Below are 20730 nucleotides of genomic sequence, written 5' to 3'. Positions count from 1 at the left end.
TCATGACCGGTTTCCTCCTCGGATCGGGAACTCGCGCATGAGCATTCGCTTATGCGCCAAAGGTGATACGCAGGGTGATGATACCTGACGGCGGTACGGTACACCGGACCGCCCCATCCGTCTCCACGGCAAGCGCCCGCACCGGCGTCTCATCAAGCCGCGCAAGGTCCACCTGGCGCACCGGCCGTGCAAAGCGCACGGTCTCGTCGCATGCCGTGGTGCCGGAATTGTAGAAACGCAGGATGCATGCCGTACCATCCTCACTCTGCTTGAACGCGCTCATCGTCAACCGACCGCTTTCCAACCGCAGAAGCGAACCTTCCATCGGCAGTGCCCCGTCATTCTTTCTCCGGAGAGGAAGGAGCGGTACGTTGAAGCTCTCAAGTTCTGCTTCCAGTTCCGACCTCCGGTCCAGAGCGCTGCGGGACATCGGCATCACGGCATAGCGGAACGTGTGCGTGCCATGGCACTGGGCGTCAGGGGTCTCATTGTGCCAACCGGCCTTTCCGCCAGGACGTGTGAGGAGGTCCTCGCCGGCGAGCAATCCGACGCACCGCAGAAGCGTCAGAGCGATGGTCCCTTTGCCGTCAAGCAGCAGCTCATATTCCGGAAGGCCGTCGGTGATCACGATCATCGCGCGCTCGTCATTCCTCACTGCGACGAAACGCTGCATCGGGGCGACCGCCGCAGGGTGTTCGATCGTGAACTTCTTCGTGTCGTAGGACTTCTGGGTCCTTTCAACAACGGCGAATTGGCCATCTGCATGGACCGTGTCGGTGGCGATCCCGGCAGGCAACAGGACACGGAAGCGGTGGTCGGAGGCTTCATTGACGACCGTGGTTTCGAAGGAGAGGCTCCGCGATGTCCGGGCCAGGGCGATGGTGGTCGAGATCTTCAGCGGGACGCGTCGTGTCATGCGGGCCGTGCGTGCGTCGGTCGCCGCCACGGGCACCTGCATGGTGATACTGACCCGCAGGGACGCACGGAGTGGTCCCCGTTCGACCCGCTCGATCCGTGCACGGGATGCCGTGGAGAGGATCCGCCGGTCCTTCTTTGGATACGAATAGTTGTATTCATCGCCGACGTCGCCCGTATCCTCGAACAGGTGCAGCCCCTTCAGCACGGCTCCCGTGGTCTTGTCCGTGAGCACGACCTGTCCATTCGGCGTGACGTCCGCCCGGAGAAATGCATTCTCGATGAAGCGTGGCCCGGCCTTGACGGATGAGGGGAAGCGGGTGAACGTGTTCTTTTTCCGGACGGTCAGCCCTTTGAATCCCATCGCGGGAACATCGGCCGCATCGACGAGCACGGAGAACCGTTCAGCGTAGGTCTGTTTCGGATAGTTGTAGCGTGTGTATGTGATATCGTACCCGTGAGCCCTGCCGAGGAGCTGGATCGGGACCTCTCGTCCGGATGCATCGAAGAGCCCGAATGCTTTGACGGGAGGGAGCTTCGGTGCCACCTGCACATCCGGGTTCAGGCCCACCACGATATCCTGGAGATAGAACCGGACCTCCGCGTTCGCCACTTCGGAGCGTGGCACGGGGCCGGGGTTCATGAAGAACAGTGCCCTGTCATCCCCCGCCGCGAGATCATCGTACGGAATGAGGGCATTCGCCCCTTCATCGACAATGCCATTGCCGATATCCGTGACCGCGGCGAAGCGCGTCATCATCTCGCGGTGGACGGGATCGATGCTGCAGCCGCAGATGCTGTCGTGAGGATGATTCTGCATCAGTGTGCGCCACGCCTGTCGCACGAGAGGCTGCTGTGAGCGCATGCCCGCGAGCACGCCCAGGGCATTCAACGGTTCGGCATACCGCTGGAGCAGCGTCTGTGCGCGCCAGTTCGCCTGCTTGATATACATACGGCTGGAGTACACGCCGCCCAGCACCGCAAACGCGTACCGGTATCCGAACCGGAGCTCGCCATGAAGATGCGGGAGGTCTCCCACTTCGCGCCGCACGGCATCCACATAGGCCGGCACGGTACTGTGCACGAAATGCCCGTCGAAATGGGAACGGAGGAGCTTCAGCGTCTGCGGCAGCCGCGGATCCGGCCAGTGATGGTCACCGCCGTTCATGATGAGCCGGTGCGACGTCGCCGCACGGGCATCGAGTTCCTCCTTGAGCCCCACAAACCTTCCGAGGATCTGTTCGTCGGTCTCCTGATGGAAGTATCCTGCACTGTACCCGTGGCGAAACAGATGCACCAACAGGCACTCGGTACCATCAGGCGCATGCCACCGGTACTCCGAGGAATTCTGTCCGGGTTCACCTCCGAACCCCCGGTAGACCAATGCCGTCGGGATGCCGAATCCTGCGAGGATCGCTGGCATCGTGGCAATATGCCCGAAACTGTCGGGGATGTAGCCAACGTCCATCGTGCCGCCGAACCGTCGCGCGGTGCTCGTCCCATGCATGAGGTTCCGCACGGTCGCTTCCCCGCTCACAAGGAACTCATCGGGGAGGACGTACCACGGGCCAATGACGAGACGGCCCTCCTCCACCAGCCGGCGGAGTGTCGCCTCCCGCTCCGGTCGGACGGCGAGATAATCGTCCACGACCACGGTTTGTCCATCAAGGGTGAAGCAGCGGTATTCCGGGTCCCGTTCGAGAAGGTCGATCAGGTCATCGACCATATTCACCAGCATCGAGCGGAACTGTTCGAAGCTCTTGTACCACTCACGGTCCCAGTGGGAATGCGAAACGATATGATAGGTCGGGGTCATCGGTACTCGTCAAATGGTTTGATCGCGGTGGAAGCGCCGACCGCCGTCACACAGGATGCGGCGATCGCGTTGGCTCTGCGCGCAGCGTCGAGGGGCGCGAACCCGCGCAGGGTCGCTGCAAGGAATCCGGCCACGAAGGCATCACCCGCGCCCGTCGCATCGACGACGCGGCGGACCTTCACCGCCGGCAACGTCGCTGCGCGGTCTCCATCGGTGATGTAGCATCCGTCGGAACCGAGTTTGATGCCCACCACCCCGCGTGCACCCCAGGCTCTGAATGTCTGCACCATGCCGGTCGGGGACGACGCACCCGTGAGGACGGCAGCCTCCTCCCGGCTTGGGATGAAGTAGTCCACATACGGCAGGATGCGCTTCAGGAGCCCGGGGTTCTTCCTGGGATTGCCACCCGTATCCAGAAGCGTCGCCGCTCCGGTGCGCAGCTTCACCGCGGCGAACAGGCGCGGGAGATGCGGCTCGCATTCCGGCAGGAGGCCCAGATAGCCGAGAGCAAAGATCTTCGTGCGGGCGATCAGGGGGAGGTGTTTCATGATATCGGCGACCCGGAAACTCCGCAGGCATCCACGCGTATGGAAGAAGGTCCGCTCGCCCCCCTTCTCCACTGCCACGAATGTCGCCGAGGTCTGCGCCTTGCGGTCGATGGTCACACCCGACGTTTGGACCCGGTACTTCGCCAGATGCCGGAGGACGAAATCCCCGAGCGGATCGTCTCCGATACGGGAGATGGCACCGACACGGAAGCCGAGCTTCGCGAGGTCGATACCGCAATTGGCGACGTTGCCGCCGGTGGTGAGCGTCATGGACTCCATGATCTGCAACCCTCCGCGGCGGGGCGGGTGATGGATATCCACCGGCCTGCCGATCACGTCAACGAGGGCAAGGCCGGCAAGAACGACATCGGTGCGTGCGGTCGAATTCTTCATTTCTCGCTTATCGTCACGTTCTTGAAATTCAGGGTGCGCGTCATGCCCCCCCAGGTCATGGTCAGGGTTTCGCTGCCGACATCGGCATGCAGGAAGGGACCGTCAAAGAGGCGATACGAGGTCAGGTCCACCTTCTTGCCGTTGAGCATGCGGCTCTCCGGAAAGCCGAACGTCATCCGGTCCTTGCCGATCGAGACGTACTCGACGGCGACCTTGCCGGGGACGAGGGTCGCACGGGGAATGTGCGTACGCAACTGCGCAACGAACGCATCAAAGCTCCCCACTTCCTTCTCGGAACGCACTTCGATCACGTAGCCGTTCTGCAACGTGTGGCTGCGCAGGCGCCAGTTGATGGGTCCCGACTGCTGGTCGCGCATGTTCTCGGGCCTCCCGATCACATTCTTCTGCTGTCCCGGGGGGTCGGTCTCCGCGATCCATTCCGTTGCCTGCAGCGGATACCAGCCGACATACGTTTTCCCCGCCTTACACACGATCCAGCCGGATGCATCCGTCGTTCGCACTTCCAACGATCCGGGGAAGAAACCATCGATATGCTCGGTCATCGTCCCCGCCGGGATGTCATACAAGACCATGAGCGTGTTCTTGTTCTGAAAGGTCCGTTCGTACGGGGACCCACCCGTCCACTTGTCGGGGTTGTTGTATGTCCCTTTGGAAGCCACCACATCGGCGATCAACGGCTTGATCTCCTCGGGGAAGAACATGCCGAGTTCCTGGCTGGACCAATACGGATGCAGGCCGAAGATCGTCGTATACGGCCGGCCTGTGCTGAACCGCACGCACCAGGTATGCTGCTGGATCGGCTGGAGGAGTCCGCCCTGCAGCGCCCCGATGCCATAGTCGGCGGTGACATAGGTTTGCTTGTAGACCGGTGGATTCTTTTCCGTACCGAACCGGATCACGTTGCGGACACGTTTCCGTTCCTTGTGCAGATACGGCTTGGAGCGGTCGGTGGCGATCCGGTAGATGATCTCGGGCAGCCGGTAGTCACTCAACGCCGGGAGCACCTGCCATCCGGAGTAGGGCGATTCTCCCGGGGGACGGGCCTTGGGTGTCGGCGGCAGATGGCCGGCGGAAGTATCCCGTGCCTCGCCCGTGCCGAAGTACAGCCATGCGAACCCGGATGCGCCGGAAAGGAGCGGCTTGTACACCGCCGGCTGATAGATCCGGCTGAAGCCGCCCAGGTACTGGCCGTCGAGATGCTCCGCGGCGAAATCGGCGAGGACATAGTCGTACATCATCTGCCCGCGTTTCTTCATCACGGGATCCTGCGCGTACTGCGAGAGCAGACACATCGAGATCGCATATTCCGGGAAGTAGTCGGGAGAATCGAATTCCCCCTGCCCGATCGTGGTGGTGATCCGTATCCAGTGGATGATGTACTCACGGGCCTCTTCAAGATTCTCCGTGGAGCTCTTGCCGTTGAACCATTCCGACCCCGGCAGGCCCGGCCACTGCTCGGCGGCAAGATACAGGGTCGAGTAGTACATCGCCCAGTGATTCTCCGTGTCGCCGCGGTACGGTGCATAGGTCTTCCAGGCGTTGCGCACGGCGGCCCTGGTTGCCGGCGACATGACATCCTTTCCGTGCAGGTAGGCACCGATCACCGGGAACATCCAGAACATATCGCCACGCGGTTCACGCAGAGCGACCTGAAACAGGCTATCGGCGACCGCGATACCGTTCCCGGAGGCATACCGTGCGGCGATGCCATAGTAGGAGACCGCGGCCGAAGTGTCGAAGGAATGGCGTATCTCGGTGGCACGCGCGGTGTAGGCCTTCAGATATTCCTCACGGGTCTGCGCAAGGGAGGAGCCGGCACCGGCGAAGATAAGAATGACAAGAAGGTACGATCGGACAGTCATGGCAGCTCTCACTCTTTACGGTTGAATGGAAATGGTCCACACCTGCGAATCCGGCGGCCCTATGGATCTCCAGTGACCACCCCTGTCTTCGGTCACGTAGACGCCGCCCCAATACGCTCCTGCGTACACGCGGCGGCTGTCACGCGGGTCCACAGCGAGGCACTTGAATGAGAGGACAGACAGGCCATCGTTCACGCGCTTCCACGACGTCCCTCCATCCACCGACCGGTAGACACCGGTCACGTACCCCGACGCGTACATCGTGTCCGGTGTCGTCGGATCGAAGGCGATCGCGTAGAACGTGAGATGATCGATCCCTGCCTCACGCCGCGTCCACACCGTGCCGCCGTCGGTCGACATGTACAACCCGTGGTCTTCCGTCCCTGCAGCAAACACCGCCGGGTTGCGCGGGTGCTGGACGAGCGTGCGCACCCCCCCGACACTGAGTCCCATCCGCTTCCACGTCATGGCGCCATCCGTACTGATGTACGCCCCGCTCTCGGTGGCGCAATACACCTGGCCCTTCACCAGGGGGCTCGCCGTCACCTGGGAGATGAACCGGGATCCCAGGCCTGCACTCGCCTCCTGCCATGTCCGGCATCCGTCGGCGCTCCGGAACACGCCGTAGGGTGTGCCGATATACACGCGATCGGGATCGAAGGGGTCCGGGCTCACACACTGCACCTCGGTGATGTTCCAGCCCGTCGTGATCTTCCACGTTGCACCGCCGTCGGTGGACCTGTGCACGCCATTGCCGGAAGCGATGTACAACACCTTCCGTTCCGTACCCGGCTGCACGGCCACGCCGAACGCGCGGATATTCACGGCGCCGGTGTGTTGCCACACCGTATCCGCTGAAGGGTGTTGGAAATGAATGCCCGTGCGGGGATTCGCGGCCCCGACGACGAAGAGCTTCGTCGCAACCACGGAGACATACACCGTGGATTCCGGATTCTGCGCGGCCACGTTCCCCGCCGGCACACCGGCGAGAACAGCCGCGATCAAAGGTAAGGACAAGACGCGCATGCGCATGTTCCGTTAAGGATAGAGAAAGAGATGTTTGATCTTCCCGCCCCGCAACCCGGCGAACGACCAGTGCACGCCTCCATCGCTGGATTCATACACGCCGTTCCCATCGGTACCCGCGTACACATGTTCCGGACGCTCCGGATCCACCAGAAAGCAGAAAAAGCTTTCCACAGCGTCATCACGCCACATCTGTTCCCAACGCATCCCGCCGTTGGTGCTCCGCCAGACACCGGACTTCCAGCCTCCTGCATACATCACGCGGCCATCGGCTGACGATGCGATCGCATAGATCGATGTCTGTGACGGTGTCTCCGTCCGCCGCCAGGTCTTCCCGCCATCTGTCGTCAAGCGTATCCCCTGGTCCTCGAACGCAGCCAGAAATCGCCCCGGAGACGGAGGGATCTGAAGGAACGCCGTCACCACACCCTTTCCCGCCCGCATCGGCCGCCAGCTCACACCCCGGTCCGATGTACTATAGATGTCGTCCTCGGTCTTCGCATAGATGGTCCCCGTCGAGTACAGGTCGTATGCGAGCGAGCGGACGTACCACGAGCGCATGCCTTTCATGCTCTCATGCCAGGTCGCACCGTCATCCGTGGTCCGGTACACTCCCCATGGGGATGAGACCAGGACCCGCTTCGCATCGTGAGCGTCCGGCAGGACCGACATGATCTCCATGGTCTTCCAACCGGTGATGATCTTCCATGTCGCGCCATCATCGGTTGAACGGTGCAGCCCGTTCCCCGCAGCCACATACAGACGGCGGTCGGCATCGCGGACGTGCGCTGCGAACCCAAACGTGATCAGGTTCGATCGGGATATCCTGCGCCAGGTCGTATCAGATTCCCGGACGTACGGCCCATAGGCGCCAACGTTCGACCCGACAACACTGCCGCGCACGAGATACACCGCGGCATGGACACGTGGCGGCGGAACTCCACCCGGCTCTCCGGCCAGCGTGCTGGCGGCAGCCCCGGCGAGAAGGAGTGTCACAAGGAGGTGACTGCGGCTCATCGTTCCCGCACCTCTCCCTTATTGAAATCGAGGACGCGTGTCTTGATGCCATCGGTCAGGGTGATCACCCCTTCACCGACCCGCGCGTGCATCCAGGGACCGTCGTACAGCGGATAGTCCTTGAAACTCACCGCGCGGCCATTCACCTTCCTTGACCCCTGCAGCCCGAATGCCATGCGGTCACCACCTGCCGTCGTGAATGCCACGGACCCGGTCCGTGCGAACCCTGCCGCATCCGGAACACGGGAACGGAGCGATCGCTGGAACGCATCAAAGCTTCCGGCCTCTTCGTACGAGCGCACCTCAACGACCCAGCCGGTCTTCCGCGAAGTGCTCCTCCACCGCCAGCAGATGCTGTCGGGGATCCACTCTGCCGCGCTGAGCGGGAACACCCCGACATAGACCGAATCCCACCGCGCGCATATCCATCCGGTCGGGTCAACGATACGCTCATCCAATGTCTTCGGGAAGAACCCATCCGCATGCGGGTGGCGGACGCTGTCGGCGATATCATACAGCACGATCAGATCGTTCCTGTGCTGGAAGGTCTGCTCGTATGGCGAACTGGAGTTCCACTTGCCGGGGTTCGTATAGACGAGATGGTACCGGTCCACTTCTCCCGCAAGGAACTTCTGCTCTTCAGGGAAGAACATCGCCAGCTCCTTGCCGGAAGCGAAGGGATGAAGCGAGAACAACGTATTGTGCGTGCGCGTCGACGAGAAGGTCACATCCCACGTGTGTTGCTGGATCGGCTGGAGAATGCCCCCCTGGATCGAACCGAGCACGTACCGGGGCGACATGTACGTATACTTGTACACGGGAGGGTTCTTCTCCGCGCTGAACCGGATGACATTCCGGACGCGTTTCTTTTCACGGTGGACGTAGGGCTTCGACCTGTCGGTGGCGATGTGCCTGATGATCTCCGGCAGCCGGTAAGAGCTTGCCGCGGCGAAGACCGTCTCCCATGAGCCGCGATGGCGGGGCCGGTACCGGGCCTCTTTCCACTGCTCCATCTCCGGCTGGCCAAAATAGAGCCACGCCCACATCGTACTCGGTGCGGACAGAGGATTCACGATATCGTCGGGGTAATCGCGGGCGTGTCCGCCGCCAAAATTCCCCTTCAGATGCTCCGCGGCAAAATCCGCGAGCAACAGGTCCACCATCATCCCGGCCTTCATCTTCATGGCCGGATCCGCGGCGAACTCCTGCAGGAGGAGCATCGGACAGAGGAACACGGTCATATACGTGGGGGAATCGAACTCTCCCTGCCCGATGGTGACCGTGGTGTGCATCCATTGCTGAAGCCACCCTGTCGCTTCCGAGAGGTTCTCATCGGAACTCTTTCCGTTGAACCACGCGGTGCCCGGTTCGCCCGGCCACGTCTGCGCCGCCAGATACATGCCGGTGTAGTACATCACCCAGTGGTTCTCGGTGTCGCCGCGATACATGGTGCGCACCCGGAACGCCTCACGGATCTTCGTCCGCAGAGAATCCGGAAGGACATCATGCGCGTGCAGATAGACGCCCATCATGCTGTAGGCAAAGAACATCCCACCCATCGCCCGGTCATGTGCCATGGAGTCGAGCATGACATAGGCCTGGTCGAGGTCGGTCCGCGTCGTCAGTTTGGCCAGGACCGTCATCAGGTTGTATTCCTGCTCCGCGGCAGCGACCTGCAGCAGCCGATCGCGGCGCTGGTCAAAACCATCGGCCCGCCCCACCAGCGGCGAGATCGCAAGAAGCAGAAGCACGTACCCCATCAAGCGCAACAGAAGTGTCATGGCATATTCCCGGGTGCAACAGGTGAACCGTGTGCGCCGAAGAGGCGGTGGCCGAGCCAGACGACAGAGGCTGTTGACCATCCATGCATGGGGACACACGGGGTCCGCTCTCGCGGCAGGCGGGAGCTACCCTCCACGCCATTGTACTTTTCCCAGAACTTTCCGGTCCTGTCGAATTCCTCCAACTGGCAACGGACGTACGCGCCGGCAACCTCCTCCGCCTCCGCATGGAGGCCATACCGGTCGAGTGCTTCGACGACGATCATCTGGCTGGGGGGCCAGGCCGATGGATACCCCCATTGCAGCCAGGTGAACTCGGGGTGCGGACTCGCATAGGCGCAATCGGTTTCGGTGAGGCCGAACGGAAATGCGAAGCGCCGGAGGTGGGGGGCCATCGCCAGAGCATCCTCACGCGTGGCAACACCAGCCCACATCGCCCAGAATCCGGCGAGCGACCAGAAGGGCAGCCGGCCCGCGCGCGTCATGCTGTATTCAAAGAAGAACCCCACGGCACGGTCCCAGCAATACTGACGGATGAGCCCCTTTCGTTTGTCGGCCCGCCCAAGCCACATCTGCTCTTCGTCGGGCCGGCCGATCTGCTGTGCGATCCACGCGAGGCTCTCCTCATACCGCACGAGGGCACAGTTCAATTGCAGCGGAACGCACTGCCGGATATCGCCATCATAGATCGGCGTGAAATCCAGGGACTCCGCCTCCGCGGCGAGCTCGGCACGCAGGCGTGTATCGCCCGCATCGACATTCGTGGAGAGTCCGGTCGCGGTCAGATGCGGGGGAGCGGTCCAGTAGCATTCGTACTCGTGCCGCAACGAGGGATACGACCGCAGAAGCATATCCCGGTCGCCGGTATGGCGCACATAGCGCACCACGGCATCTGCGAGCAAGGGTGTTTGCGACCGTGTCAGGTAGTATGTCCGGTTGCCCGTCAGGACAAAGCCATAGCGGTCGATAAGAAAGAGGTGATTCAGGAGGTGATGGCGCACGATCTCCGGGCGGCCGTGGAGGAGGAGTGCACGGTTGATGAACGGGATATCCCAGCAGTACATCTCCGGGAATGCCGCCTCGCTGCCACCGGCCGACACGTACGGGAACGGAAGATACAGGAGCGTGAAGGCATCAGCGGCGGCGCCCTTCTGCTCACGGGCCCGGTGCTCGTCATCCACGAACCAGACCTGATTGCAGCGCGGATCCCGGACCTCATCTTCTCCCGCCCGCCGCAGATCGGCATCCCACCAGGTGCGGATAAGCGCATCGGCCCGCTGCCACCGGTCCTTCAGTTGCCGCCAGTCATATGTCCGCTCACCAGCCATTCACTCCATCTCTCAATTACCAATTGCCAACTCTCAATTCAATTAAGAATTAAGAATTCTTAGTTCTTAGTTGCGTACGCACAAACCCCAGACCTGTGCGTCCGCCTGACCATTGAAGACCCAGGTCTCGCCCGCATCCGTGCTGATGAAGAGCCCGCCATTCAGCGTCCCGGCGAGAACGGTCGTCGGGCTCGATGGCAGCACCTGCACGGCATGGCAGTCCAGGATCGTCAGGCCCTTCGACTTCTGATGCCAGCTCTTCCCGCCGTCATCGGACCGATAGACCCCTCCGCCGAACGTTGCGGCATAGACCGCGCCGGAGACTCCCGGCGCTGTCGCAAGAGCATAGACCGTCTTGTGCGCAAGCCCGACGTTATGCGCTTTCCATGTCTGCCCGCCATCGTCCGAACGCCATACGCCATCCTCTTCCGTACCGGCATAGAAGATCCGCGGCTCGGTCGAGTGCTGGACGATCGTTCTGGTATCCTTCGTCATCGTAGTCGGGCGCCATCGTGTACCCGTCGCCGCCCGCTTGAAGATCCCCTTCTCCGTCGCCACCAGCAGCGCCCCCTGCGAACGGTCGATGATGATATCCCCGGTGAACCGCGTCGGCAATCCTTGATCGATGAACTGCCACCGGTCTCCTCCATCGACGCTCAGGATCGGCCCGTACGCGGTGGCCGCGGCGATGCGCCGGGCGTCACGTCGATCGACACTCAGACGGAGTACCTCGGTGACGTCGGAACCGGTGGTGACACGCCAGGTTGCGCCGTCATCCTTCGACCGCAGGACGCCGTTCCCGCACGCCGACCAGAGCACACCGTCGGGGCCGGCTTCCGTGTAGAACATCCGGATATACTCGCGCCATCCGCGGTGCACCCACGATCTCCCCGCGTCCGTGCTGACGAACAGGCCTATCACCGGAAAGTCATTCTTTCCCCAGGCATGTTTCCGGGAACTCAACACCGACATATAGATGGTCTCACCTGCCAGCGCGCTCCCTGCTACTGTCACCGCGAGGAGGAGGAGAAGACCGTGTTTCCGCAGTATCATCGGCCACCGTTCAGATATCAACGTCGATCCCTTTCTTCAAAGCCGCGGCATCGAACCTTCCCAGCTCTTTGCCATTCACCGTCACGCGATACCCCGACGATCCCGTGCCGCCGACCACCAGGCGCAGTGTGCGGTGCAAGGAGACATCATCCGTGACGGTACACTGCACCCGATCACCGCGGACCGTCACGTTGGAGACCCTGCACCCATCGATCCCTGCTCCCCACCTGCCAGCGGCATCAATGTAGGCATCGCCATACGCAGCGGTGATCAGATGCGCCGAAACGACCGAACTCCCGGTCCCCCAGTGCAATCCCGTCACCCCGGCAAGCGCATCGCGCCCGCCATGTGCATAGTTCTCTGCCGTGCGCGGCGACGTCGCGGATTCAAACAGGGAGAACATGGCCCGCAAAGCAGCAACGCCGCGTTCAAAGTACTCACGCTTTCCCGTTGCATCGTAGAAACGCATATACGTCTCGGCAAAATACCCTTGCCGCGAATCGCTCCACTCACCGTCCGTGTTCTGGACACCGAACCCCCCGAACAGGTCGCACGACAACCACCGCGGGCTCCAGACCTGCTGGTACAGGCCGAGATAGTCCAGTATCGCTTGGCCGCGGTCCAGATACTCCTTCTTCCCGGTCAGGCCGTACAGCGACAGGCAGGCCTCAGCAGCCTGATGCATCGAGAGGGTGTTCTGCGGATGCTGGGCTGTATACCTGTCGAAGTACCCGAGCGGTTTGCGTGAACAGGAAAAGAACGTCTCAAAATCGAACCACTTGCGGTCCGGCACGATCTCCCGGAGCACATAGCCCATGGCCTTCTCGGCTGCCACGCGTGCCGCCTCGTCACCGGTCTTCCGTGCGAACTCGGAGAGAAACAGCGCCGCGCCGGCGGTCTCGGCGTTCTCATCGCGAAACGCTTCCGCCGGCTGCAACGTCGACGGATCGTACCACGACGGGATGACCCCGCTTGCCCGCTGATTCCTCACAAGGAACGTTGCCAGCCTGCCTGTGTACGCAAGGATCTCCGGCCACCGGTCGGGCCGCAACCCCGCCCACCGGAGAAGCCACACACCTGTCCATGCATTGTGGAACATCGGGAGATACTCTCCCTTCCCGATCCCACCCCACGCATGATCGCCGACCCAATGGCCGGTTCCGGTACTATCAACATAGAAGATACTCGGCGCAATGCCGCCCTGTTGGGGCGCACTGAGCGCGAGGTTCAGCACTCCTTCGGCCTGACGGGCAAGTTCCGGCCGGTGGGACCGTTCACTGTAGAACGCCATGCCGTACGCGGTCCGGAGGGCATTGAACCAGACATTGAACCAGCTATCGTTGTCCGCCTCACGCGGGAGGCGGTTGCTCCAGGCCAGCCGCCCCTGCCGCAGAAGTGTTACGGGCCGCCCTCCGTACGTCGCGTCCATCGTGACTGTGGGAAGATATTCATCCCATGCCTTGTGGATGTACGCGGCGAACGGTTCGTGCTGCGGTCCACCCGGCGCGGCGAACGCGGCGTGGCCGAACCGTTCCCACAGGAAATGCACCACGGAACGGTATCCTTCCCGGTCGGGAGCCGAAGCGGAGCAGAACACGTAATAGCCAAACGCCAGAGAGGTGTCTGTGACGGACACACTCATCGAATCCGTATGCCGGTACAGGACGTGACCGCGCACTGCCCATGGCATGAACCCATAGGCGATCAACGGAGAAGCGCCATCACCCATCTGCACATCCGCCGCGGTGCGCACCCGCGCCCCGGGAGTGTTCATCAGATCGGGGTCGGGCACGACCGCGATGAAACGCTGACCACGCTGCATCATCAGGGCCGGAGACCGGAACACATGGTCCCCGATGACATCCTGTTCCTCCGGACGCAACACGGGTGTGAACACGAACTCCGGAGGGACACCCTTGAACGAACCGGTATCCCGCGGGAACGCTGTGTACGAAGCCAGCAGCCGGCTCAGGCCGGCACTGCCGTTGACACGGACACGGAGCGTTACATGGGCGAATTCCTCGTCCGGACCGAGGGAGAGGCGCTTCCTGATGACGAGGCCACCCGTCCGGCCGGAGAGTTCCACTTCCTGTATGCCGTTGACGGTGGGCGCTTTCTTCAGGACCGTATATCCCGCGTCCACTTCTCCGCCGTCCGCGTGGATCGATGGATCCGTCCGGAGACGGTGGCCGGCCGTCAGAACGGGGACCCAGCCCCGGCCGGATCTCACCTCGAAGGCCTCGCTCCATCGCCCGCCGGCTTGCGTGAGCACGATCCTCAGATGTCTGTTCGTCATCTCCACACGCTGTGCACTCCCGGCGCCCCCCTGCACGGGCAGGACGGCGAGTGCTCCGAGAACGGCGATCGTGCGGAGAGACACCATCACCACCTCACACGCTGGAGGATCTTCTTCATATTGAGGCCGAACATCTTCCGCTTCTCCTCAAGCGTGCAGTGCGCATACGCCATCCACCCGAACTGCGGGATCGGATCGCGCATCGGCTGGTCCGTACCGAACAAGACGCGGTCCGCCCCGGCATGCTCCGCCATGAACTCGATGACCTTATAGGTCGCAGCCGTCAGCGTGATCTCCAGGGCCACATTCTTGTACTTCTGTGCGTACTCGATGCCACGCCGCGCTTCCTTGAACGACCCCCCCTGGTGCGCCAGGATGAACGTCATATCCGGGTACTTCGGAAGGATCACATCGAGCTCCGGCCCGAAGTTCGCTGACGGGTGCAGCAGCGTGTACAGGCGGTGCCGGTTGCCGTAGTCGAACCAGGTCGACCATGCCGGGTCGCTGTAGCCGAGATCCGTGCGCGGGTGATAGGGCTTGAGCCCCGTCATGCGGTGCTTGCCGTGCACGCGCGCGATCTCTTTCTTCCAATCCTTCACGTAGGCCGGATGGAGCGCGGCGTAACCGTAGTAGAACTTCGGGAACCGTTTCATGGCGTCGGCCGTGACCCGATTGCCATCGTCATGGCCCGACCACACCGACAGCCACGCGCTCATATGGATCTGCTTGATGCCCATCAACTTTGCCCGTTCCCACATCGACTGCGCATCGGAGAACGGCTGATGGATGAACCCGACGCCCACCGCGCCGTCGTGGGCGATGTGCGCATGGGCATCGATGACCAGCGCGTCGCGGATCGGTCTTCCTTCGCGGGCGGCCGCAAGGATCGTGTCCTTCGTACGCTTCGCCCGGTACATCGGGGGGCCCTGCTTCAACTTGAGGAGGCGTGCGATGTTCCCGCCGGCGATCAGCATCTTCTGCTCTTCCGGCAGCGTGCAATAGTCCACGAACGCCTTGGCAGCACCGGGCGACTTGTCGAGTGCGCCCGACCCGAAGAGCACACGCTCCACACCGAACCACCCGGCGAATTCCTCCAGGGCGTGGTTGCCCTGGTGGCTCGAGAACTCCATATGAAGGCGGGGATGCTTGGTCATCAGGGTATGGAGATACCGCGTCGCATCCCACCGTGAATTCTGCAAAAGGACCGGCAGGCGTGGATGCAGTGTCAGCATCGCGTCGAGTTCGCTGAGCAGCACCTGATTCGCCGGGTCCATGATATCGGGGCCGTACGTCCCACCCCCCTCAAGGATGAGAAGGATCTCTTCCTCCTCAAGAGCCGAGAGCAGTGCACCACAACTGTCTTCGTTGAAGAAATAATGATGCGTGCGGGGATACATCTTGGCAGCACGGATGTTGTTGTCGCGCATCTGCTGGATGACCTCACGGGGCGGGGCCATCTCGCCGGTGTGGTGCGGCATCACGCTCCAGACGCCATAGAGGCGCGGACTCTTCTTCAGCTCGTGCAGCAACGCACGGTTGCCCCAGTCGGGGGTATATTCTTTCCCCAGCGCATGCGCGATCAGCGCACCCTGGATCCCACACCACTCCATCTCCTCCAGCAGGGTCTCGGTCTCGAAGGGTGTCTCGATATCCTTAAGCCCGCGCCGTCCGACCCACGCATTTGCATCTATGAAGATACGCTGCTCCATGGTCACCACCAGAATGGTTTCACATCACGTTCTCGTACCTCTGCCTCCACGGCCCGGCGCAATGCGCGCCCGGCCTTGTCCAACGCCTCATCGATGTCCGTTGCTTTGTGCGAATACGAGATGAACCACCGCGGGCTGATGAAGATCCCCTCGCGGTACAGCTCTCGGTGCCACAGGTACTCCAACCGCCCGTGGAACGTGGGATCGGTGGAGAGGAACTTCAGGAAAGGCGCCACCGGCATACCTGCCGCGCGCCCTTCGACACCGGCTTCGCGGGCGATCCGGTCGAATCCCGCCATCAGTCGTTCGCCCATCGCACGGATGTGGCCGTGCACATCCTCACGCAGCATGATCTTCATCGTCGCGATGCCCGCGGCCATGGACAGCGTCTCTCCGGCATACGTTGTGGTCATCTTGAACCGGTACAGCGACTCCATGTACTCTTTCTTCCCCACGTAGGCCGAGAGCGGGAAGCCGTTCGCGATCGCCTTCGCATAGCTGGCGAGGTCGGGTTCCACGCCGAAGTACTCCTGTGCCCCACCCCTGGCAAGGCGGAAGCCGGTGAGGACCTCGTCCATCACGAGCAGGATCCCGTACGCACGGGTCTTTGTCCGGAGAAAGCGGATATAGTCCCCGCTTGTGTCTTCATTGAAATCGTACGGGGTGGCAATGACGCATGCCAGACGCTCGCCGTACGCATCGATCAGCCTCTCCGCCTCTTCGCAGTTCCCCCACGGGATGATCTTCACATACTCCTTCATGAACTCCGGCACGCCGTTGTTCGGGCTATCCTCCGTGGCGAACCAGTCCGGATACCCGTGGTACCCGCTCATCAGGATGACATCGCGTTTGGTGTAGGCCCGTGCGATGCGAATATTGGAGAGGTTCGCATCCTCCCCGGTCTTCATGAAGCGGACCATCTCCGCGTTGGGCACCATCTGGTGCACCAGCTGCGCGCATTCCAGTTCGATGGGGCTTGCCATGCTGAAGAGCACACCCTTTGCCAGCTGGGCACGCACGGCATAGTCCACTTCGTCATAGCAGTAGCCGAGTGTCACCGGACCCAGGGCAAGGCGAAAGTCGATGTACTCCTTCCCCTCCATGTCCCAGAGCCGGCATCCCTTCCCCCGTTCGATGAACTTGGGCATGATCCCCTCGAACGCGGGATACGGGCGTTTGGCGTTGGTCTGCGTCGCCCAGGGGATGAGCTTCAGTGCTTCTTCAAAATGCTTGTCCGAAGGCCTCATAGGGTCACCACCGGAAGGTCGTGGGAGACATCGATCCGTACGCGCAGCGTACGCGCATTGTGTTTGCCGGTGACCTCGAACACGTTGGCATGGTGGGTCACCGTGAGGACCCCGTGGGTCCCGCCTTGTGCCGCGGCAGTACAGACGGTAAGAAGCAGGTGTTCCGTGGCGGCGGTCGACACGACCTCCACGAACGGATGGATGCCATGGTCTTCCGGCACGGGAAGCACGCCTGTCTTGTATGACGGCGCGGTGGAGCCATACGTTGCAGCCTCGAGCGTCGCAGAGGGGCGGACGATCCGGAAGCCCGCCGGGAGAAGCGCAACGGACCCTTTGCCGTCGAAGTTGTCTGCCTGGAAGCGCAGCTGCACCGGCACGGCATCACCGTCGCACCGGATCCTGTCGAGGAGAAGGAGGATGTCCGGCTTCAGGAACATGACGGACCGCCGGACCAGCGCCACCCGGGGAAGCACCAGAGCGTAGGCTGCCGTCGCATCGCTCGTGGCAAGCAGGTCACCCTTGCGGTCTTCATAAGCAACGACCTGCGCCTCGGCCCATGAGGCATTGGTGCCTTCATGGCCGTCGTGATACTGATGCCCTTTGCCGTCGATGAGCACCGCGGTGTGCGACTGTGTAAGACGAAGATTCCAGTGCGGATCGGTGAAGGAGTATGCAGCATGATAGGGGTCGTGCAGCAAACGGTCGCCATGCGCCGAGAAGATGACACTGTTCCGGTCGGCGTGTTCATGGTTCGCGGGCCATCCGCTGCGGAGCGCCACCACGCTCTCCTTCACGCCCCAGCCGGTGCGCCCGATCACGAGGTCGTTCGACAGGCGCACGTTCTTCAGGGATGCGGGGGGAGCTTCGGGTTTGACGCGCGGGTCGTACCAGAGGATCGAGAACGTGCTGCCCACTTCCCCGACGGAGTGCGTCACGTACTGTGCAACACGGTCGCGATGGGTCCGTGCCACCCACGCAGCGATCGCCACATCGCCGATCGAGAAGGCGTCCCCGAAATTCACGCAGCCCCGGGTGTTCTCGACGGTCGGCATCGCCATGGCCAGGGCATAGCGGATCGTGCCCGGGAAATTGATCAGGTCCCGGTGGTCACGGCCGAGGCGCCGGTACAGCACGTCGAGAGCGAGCGCAAGGTGCTGACTGGTATAGGCCCAGTATCCGACGCCTTCGTCGTACGCGCCATCCGGCCCATACATCGTTGCGAAGGCCTGCGCGCTCTGCAGCGCCATGGTGATCCAGGTCTCCGCCTGCGGATGGCGTCCATACAGCCAGCACCCGGCCATCATGAGTCCGGCAACCGGAATGATCTTCAGGTTCGTGGAGTTCAGGATGAGCGGCCAGCGGCGCAGGTCGAACCGATAGGGGTACACATCGGTGGGATCGAATCCCCACCCGCGGACACGCTCGGGATATTTCATTCCGTACAGGGTACGGTAGCAGGCCGGGGCGCCCTTGTCAGCGACCCCCGCTTCGATCGCGGACCGGACCGCCGCTGGCATGCCATCGCCAAGAAATTCGATCGCCGAGAGCAGCGCGATGGTCGCTTCGGGAGCGCGCTGCAGCCCGATCGTGTGCTCGCCCGCTTCCATGAAGTAATCCCACCGCTCATACGCCAGCATCCGCTCGATCGCGTGGAGTGCCAGATCGAGCTGCTTCTGTTCGCGGGTCAGGGCATACACGAAGGAGGACCGGTCGAGGATCAGCCGCGCACGGAGCATGTGGTGCGCATGGTTGTTCAGCCGGAGTTCATCCCGGAGGAACGCATGATCGGGAGCGGGATCCGCATCGGTGAGCGACCGCCAGTACGCGGCGAATCGCGGGAGCGTGACCGTCTTCCGCATCCGCGCGATGTCCGCCCCATCACAGAGCAGAGGCCCGGTCCCCGGTGTGCCCGGGGTGCCGGATGCGGCCATGGCATGGAGTGCGTGCGGTGCGAGCGCCAGGCCGGCTGCGGCACTGGCGCTGTTCCTGAGGAAATCTCTGCGTGAAGGTGACATGGCCCGTGGGTTCTCCGGAGACGTCCCCCCGATGCGGGTGTTCCGTGTTCCTCTAGTGTGCGGCTGCCATCATACGCCGGAGGATATCGACGTTGTGCCGTGAGTTCTCAATGAGGGGGTGACAGTGAGTCTCGATCGTGATATGCTCGACCAGGCGGTCCTTGAGCAACGCGGTGACCTGTCCCTGCCAGTCCAACGCGCCTTCACCGATCGGCACGCACTTGATGAGCGAACCGACGGCAGTATCTTTCGCGTGGACGTTGATGATCCGCGGCTTCAGCGCTTCATAGCCCTGGGGATACGGCACCTCGTCCGTGCCATAGGCGTTACACGGATCCCAGTTGGCACCAAGGGCGGTTGCGCCCGTCGCGTTGATGATCTGCAGGGTATTGACCCCGGTATCACACCAGAAGCCGGGTTCATTCTCGATGGCGATCCGGACGCCCGCGGCCGCGGCCAGTTCGGCGGCACGGCGCATGTACTCCACCGCCAGTTTCTGATTGTCGGCAGGTTCGCCGGCTTCACGCTGGAAGCCGAAGACGATGATCATGGGGCAGGACAACTCCCGTGCGAGGTCCAGCGTCGCCGGCAGCACGGAGCGGATCTCTTCTTCGATCTCCCCGGTGCGCGCAAGGTGCGCCTTGAACATGCCGGGGGACAGCGCGGTGATCCGGACGCCATGGTCGCGGACCAGCCCTGCCACCGTTGCGATCTCCTGCTTCTCGACCCGGGGCACCCGCCCCGTGGTGAGACAGCGGATCTCATAGCGGTCGATCCCCCACGAGGTCCCATGACGGAGCGCCTCGCTGAAATCATTCGTGATCTCGTCACTGACGATGCCGAGTGCCAGCGGAGTGTTCATGCCTGGGGCTCCTGATAGCCGATCTCGCGCGAGATGACGGACCCTTCCCGCTTGAGGATCTCGATGATGTCGTTGGACAGGCCCCGTGTCCGGCGGATACGCTCCGACGGGAGGGCGGTCATCAGAGCAGCGACGATCTTGCCGTGGTGGTCGCGGATGGGAACGGAGATCACGCAGAGATCGGGTTTGTACTCGGCGTCGGCGATGACACATCCGGCCTTCCGGACCTCTTTCAGTCGCTCCTTGAACTTCGCCATGGACGTGATCGTGCGCTGGGTGTACCGTTTCAATCCGGTACGCGCCACGATCGCACTTACAACATCTTCATTCGCCTCGGAGACGAGGATCTGTCCGGACGCCGTGGCATGGACCGGCGACCGCTGGCCGAGACGTGCCACCATCCGCCAGATCTCGGGTGTATCCGCGCGATCGATGATGATGACCTCATGCTCATCCATGATCGCAACGTAGTAGCTCTCCCGGGTCTCGTGCGCCATGCGCACGAGGTGCGGATGGGTGACCGACTTCAGGTCGATCTTGTCCAGCGCACGGTTGCCCCAATCGATCAGCTTCATGCCGAGGTTGTACACGTTCCGTGTACGGTCGAGCTGAACGATGTAGGATTTTTCGAGCGTCAGGAGGATGCGAAAGAGTGAGCTCTTCGGGATGCCGGTCTGGCGGGAGAGGTCGGCGAGAGAGAAGCCCGTATGAGACCCTGCGAGGATCTCCAGCACCTGAACCGCCCGGTGGACAGCGGGAACGGTGTATTCGTGTGCCATGACCAAAGCTGTTTAGTCAATTAAACAACGTTTTATTAGTAAAGGTACGACCTTCTCGCGGG

General features: G+C 62.3%; 14 protein-coding genes. All 14 read right to left on the bottom strand.

The features are described 5' to 3' along the window. Window positions 1–49 precede the first annotated feature (49 nt). The 14 genes from IPI01_05440 to IPI01_05375 all read right to left on the bottom strand — a co-directional run bounded on the left by IPI01_05440 (window position 50) and on the right by IPI01_05375 (window position 20668). Entirely contained in the window at window positions 50–2731 is a 2682-nt protein-coding gene (locus IPI01_05440) for a hypothetical protein (GenBank protein ID MBK7257241.1), read from the bottom strand. Then, on the bottom strand, window positions 2728–3672 hold the full coding sequence (locus IPI01_05435) for a sugar kinase (GenBank protein MBK7257240.1): 945 nt from the start codon (window positions 3670–3672) through the stop codon (window positions 2728–2730). The genes IPI01_05440 and IPI01_05435 overlap by 4 nt, the downstream gene beginning before the upstream one ends. Then, on the bottom strand, window positions 3669–5555 hold the full coding sequence (locus IPI01_05430; GenBank protein MBK7257239.1) for a hypothetical protein: 1887 nt from the start codon (window positions 5553–5555) through the stop codon (window positions 3669–3671). The genes IPI01_05435 and IPI01_05430 overlap by 4 nt, the downstream gene beginning before the upstream one ends. Window positions 5556–5570: 15 nt before the next feature. Next, window positions 5571–6581 carry a hypothetical protein gene (locus IPI01_05425; GenBank protein ID MBK7257238.1) on the bottom strand — a complete coding sequence of 337 codons (1011 nt, stop codon included), beginning with the start codon at window positions 6579–6581 and terminating at the stop codon, window positions 5571–5573. A 12-nt stretch (window positions 6582–6593) separates the two neighbouring features. Continuing rightward, on the bottom strand, window positions 6594–7598 hold the full coding sequence (locus IPI01_05420) for a hypothetical protein (GenBank protein ID MBK7257237.1): 1005 nt from the start codon (window positions 7596–7598) through the stop codon (window positions 6594–6596). Then, window positions 7595–9379 carry a hypothetical protein gene (locus IPI01_05415; GenBank protein MBK7257236.1) on the bottom strand — a complete coding sequence of 595 codons (1785 nt, stop codon included), beginning with the start codon at window positions 9377–9379 and terminating at the stop codon, window positions 7595–7597. Before IPI01_05415 ends, IPI01_05420 begins: the two co-directional genes overlap by 4 nt. Continuing rightward, entirely contained in the window at window positions 9376–10707 is a 1332-nt protein-coding gene (locus IPI01_05410) for a hypothetical protein (protein ID MBK7257235.1), read from the bottom strand. Before IPI01_05410 ends, IPI01_05415 begins: the two co-directional genes overlap by 4 nt. Before the next feature lie 66 nt (window positions 10708–10773). Then, window positions 10774–11760, bottom strand: a complete 987-nt coding sequence (locus tag IPI01_05405) for a hypothetical protein (protein MBK7257234.1) — start codon at window positions 11758–11760, stop codon at window positions 10774–10776. Between the two features lie 10 nt (window positions 11761–11770). Continuing rightward, a complete protein-coding gene (locus tag IPI01_05400; GenBank protein ID MBK7257233.1) occupies window positions 11771–14143 on the bottom strand; it encodes a hypothetical protein in 2373 nt (790 codons plus the stop codon). After that, the gene (locus IPI01_05395) at window positions 14143–15765 is read right to left on the bottom strand and encodes an amidohydrolase family protein (GenBank protein MBK7257232.1); all 1623 of its coding nucleotides are present in this window, start codon (window positions 15763–15765) and stop codon (window positions 14143–14145) included. Before IPI01_05395 ends, IPI01_05400 begins: the two co-directional genes overlap by 1 nt. A gap of 2 nt (window positions 15766–15767) precedes the next feature. Then, complete coding sequence (locus IPI01_05390; protein ID MBK7257231.1) at window positions 15768–17012, bottom strand: aminotransferase class III-fold pyridoxal phosphate-dependent enzyme; 1245 nt, start codon at window positions 17010–17012, stop codon at window positions 15768–15770. Beyond that, entirely contained in the window at window positions 17009–19027 is a 2019-nt protein-coding gene (locus IPI01_05385; protein MBK7257230.1) for a heparinase II/III family protein, read from the bottom strand. Before IPI01_05385 ends, IPI01_05390 begins: the two co-directional genes overlap by 4 nt. 52 nt (window positions 19028–19079) lie before the next feature. Beyond that, the gene (locus tag IPI01_05380; protein ID MBK7257229.1) at window positions 19080–19889 is read right to left on the bottom strand and encodes a sugar phosphate isomerase/epimerase; all 810 of its coding nucleotides are present in this window, start codon (window positions 19887–19889) and stop codon (window positions 19080–19082) included. After that, window positions 19886–20668, bottom strand: coding sequence for an IclR family transcriptional regulator (locus tag IPI01_05375; protein MBK7257228.1), 783 nt, complete (start codon window positions 20666–20668; stop codon window positions 19886–19888). The genes IPI01_05380 and IPI01_05375 overlap by 4 nt, the downstream gene beginning before the upstream one ends. Window positions 20669–20730 lie beyond the last annotated feature (62 nt).

Source organism: Ignavibacteriota bacterium (assembly GCA_016707525.1).
In the GTDB taxonomy this organism is placed as follows: domain Bacteria; phylum Bacteroidota; class Ignavibacteria; order UBA10030; family UBA6906; genus JAGDMK01.
This window is presented reverse-complemented; position numbering and strand designations above follow the sequence as displayed.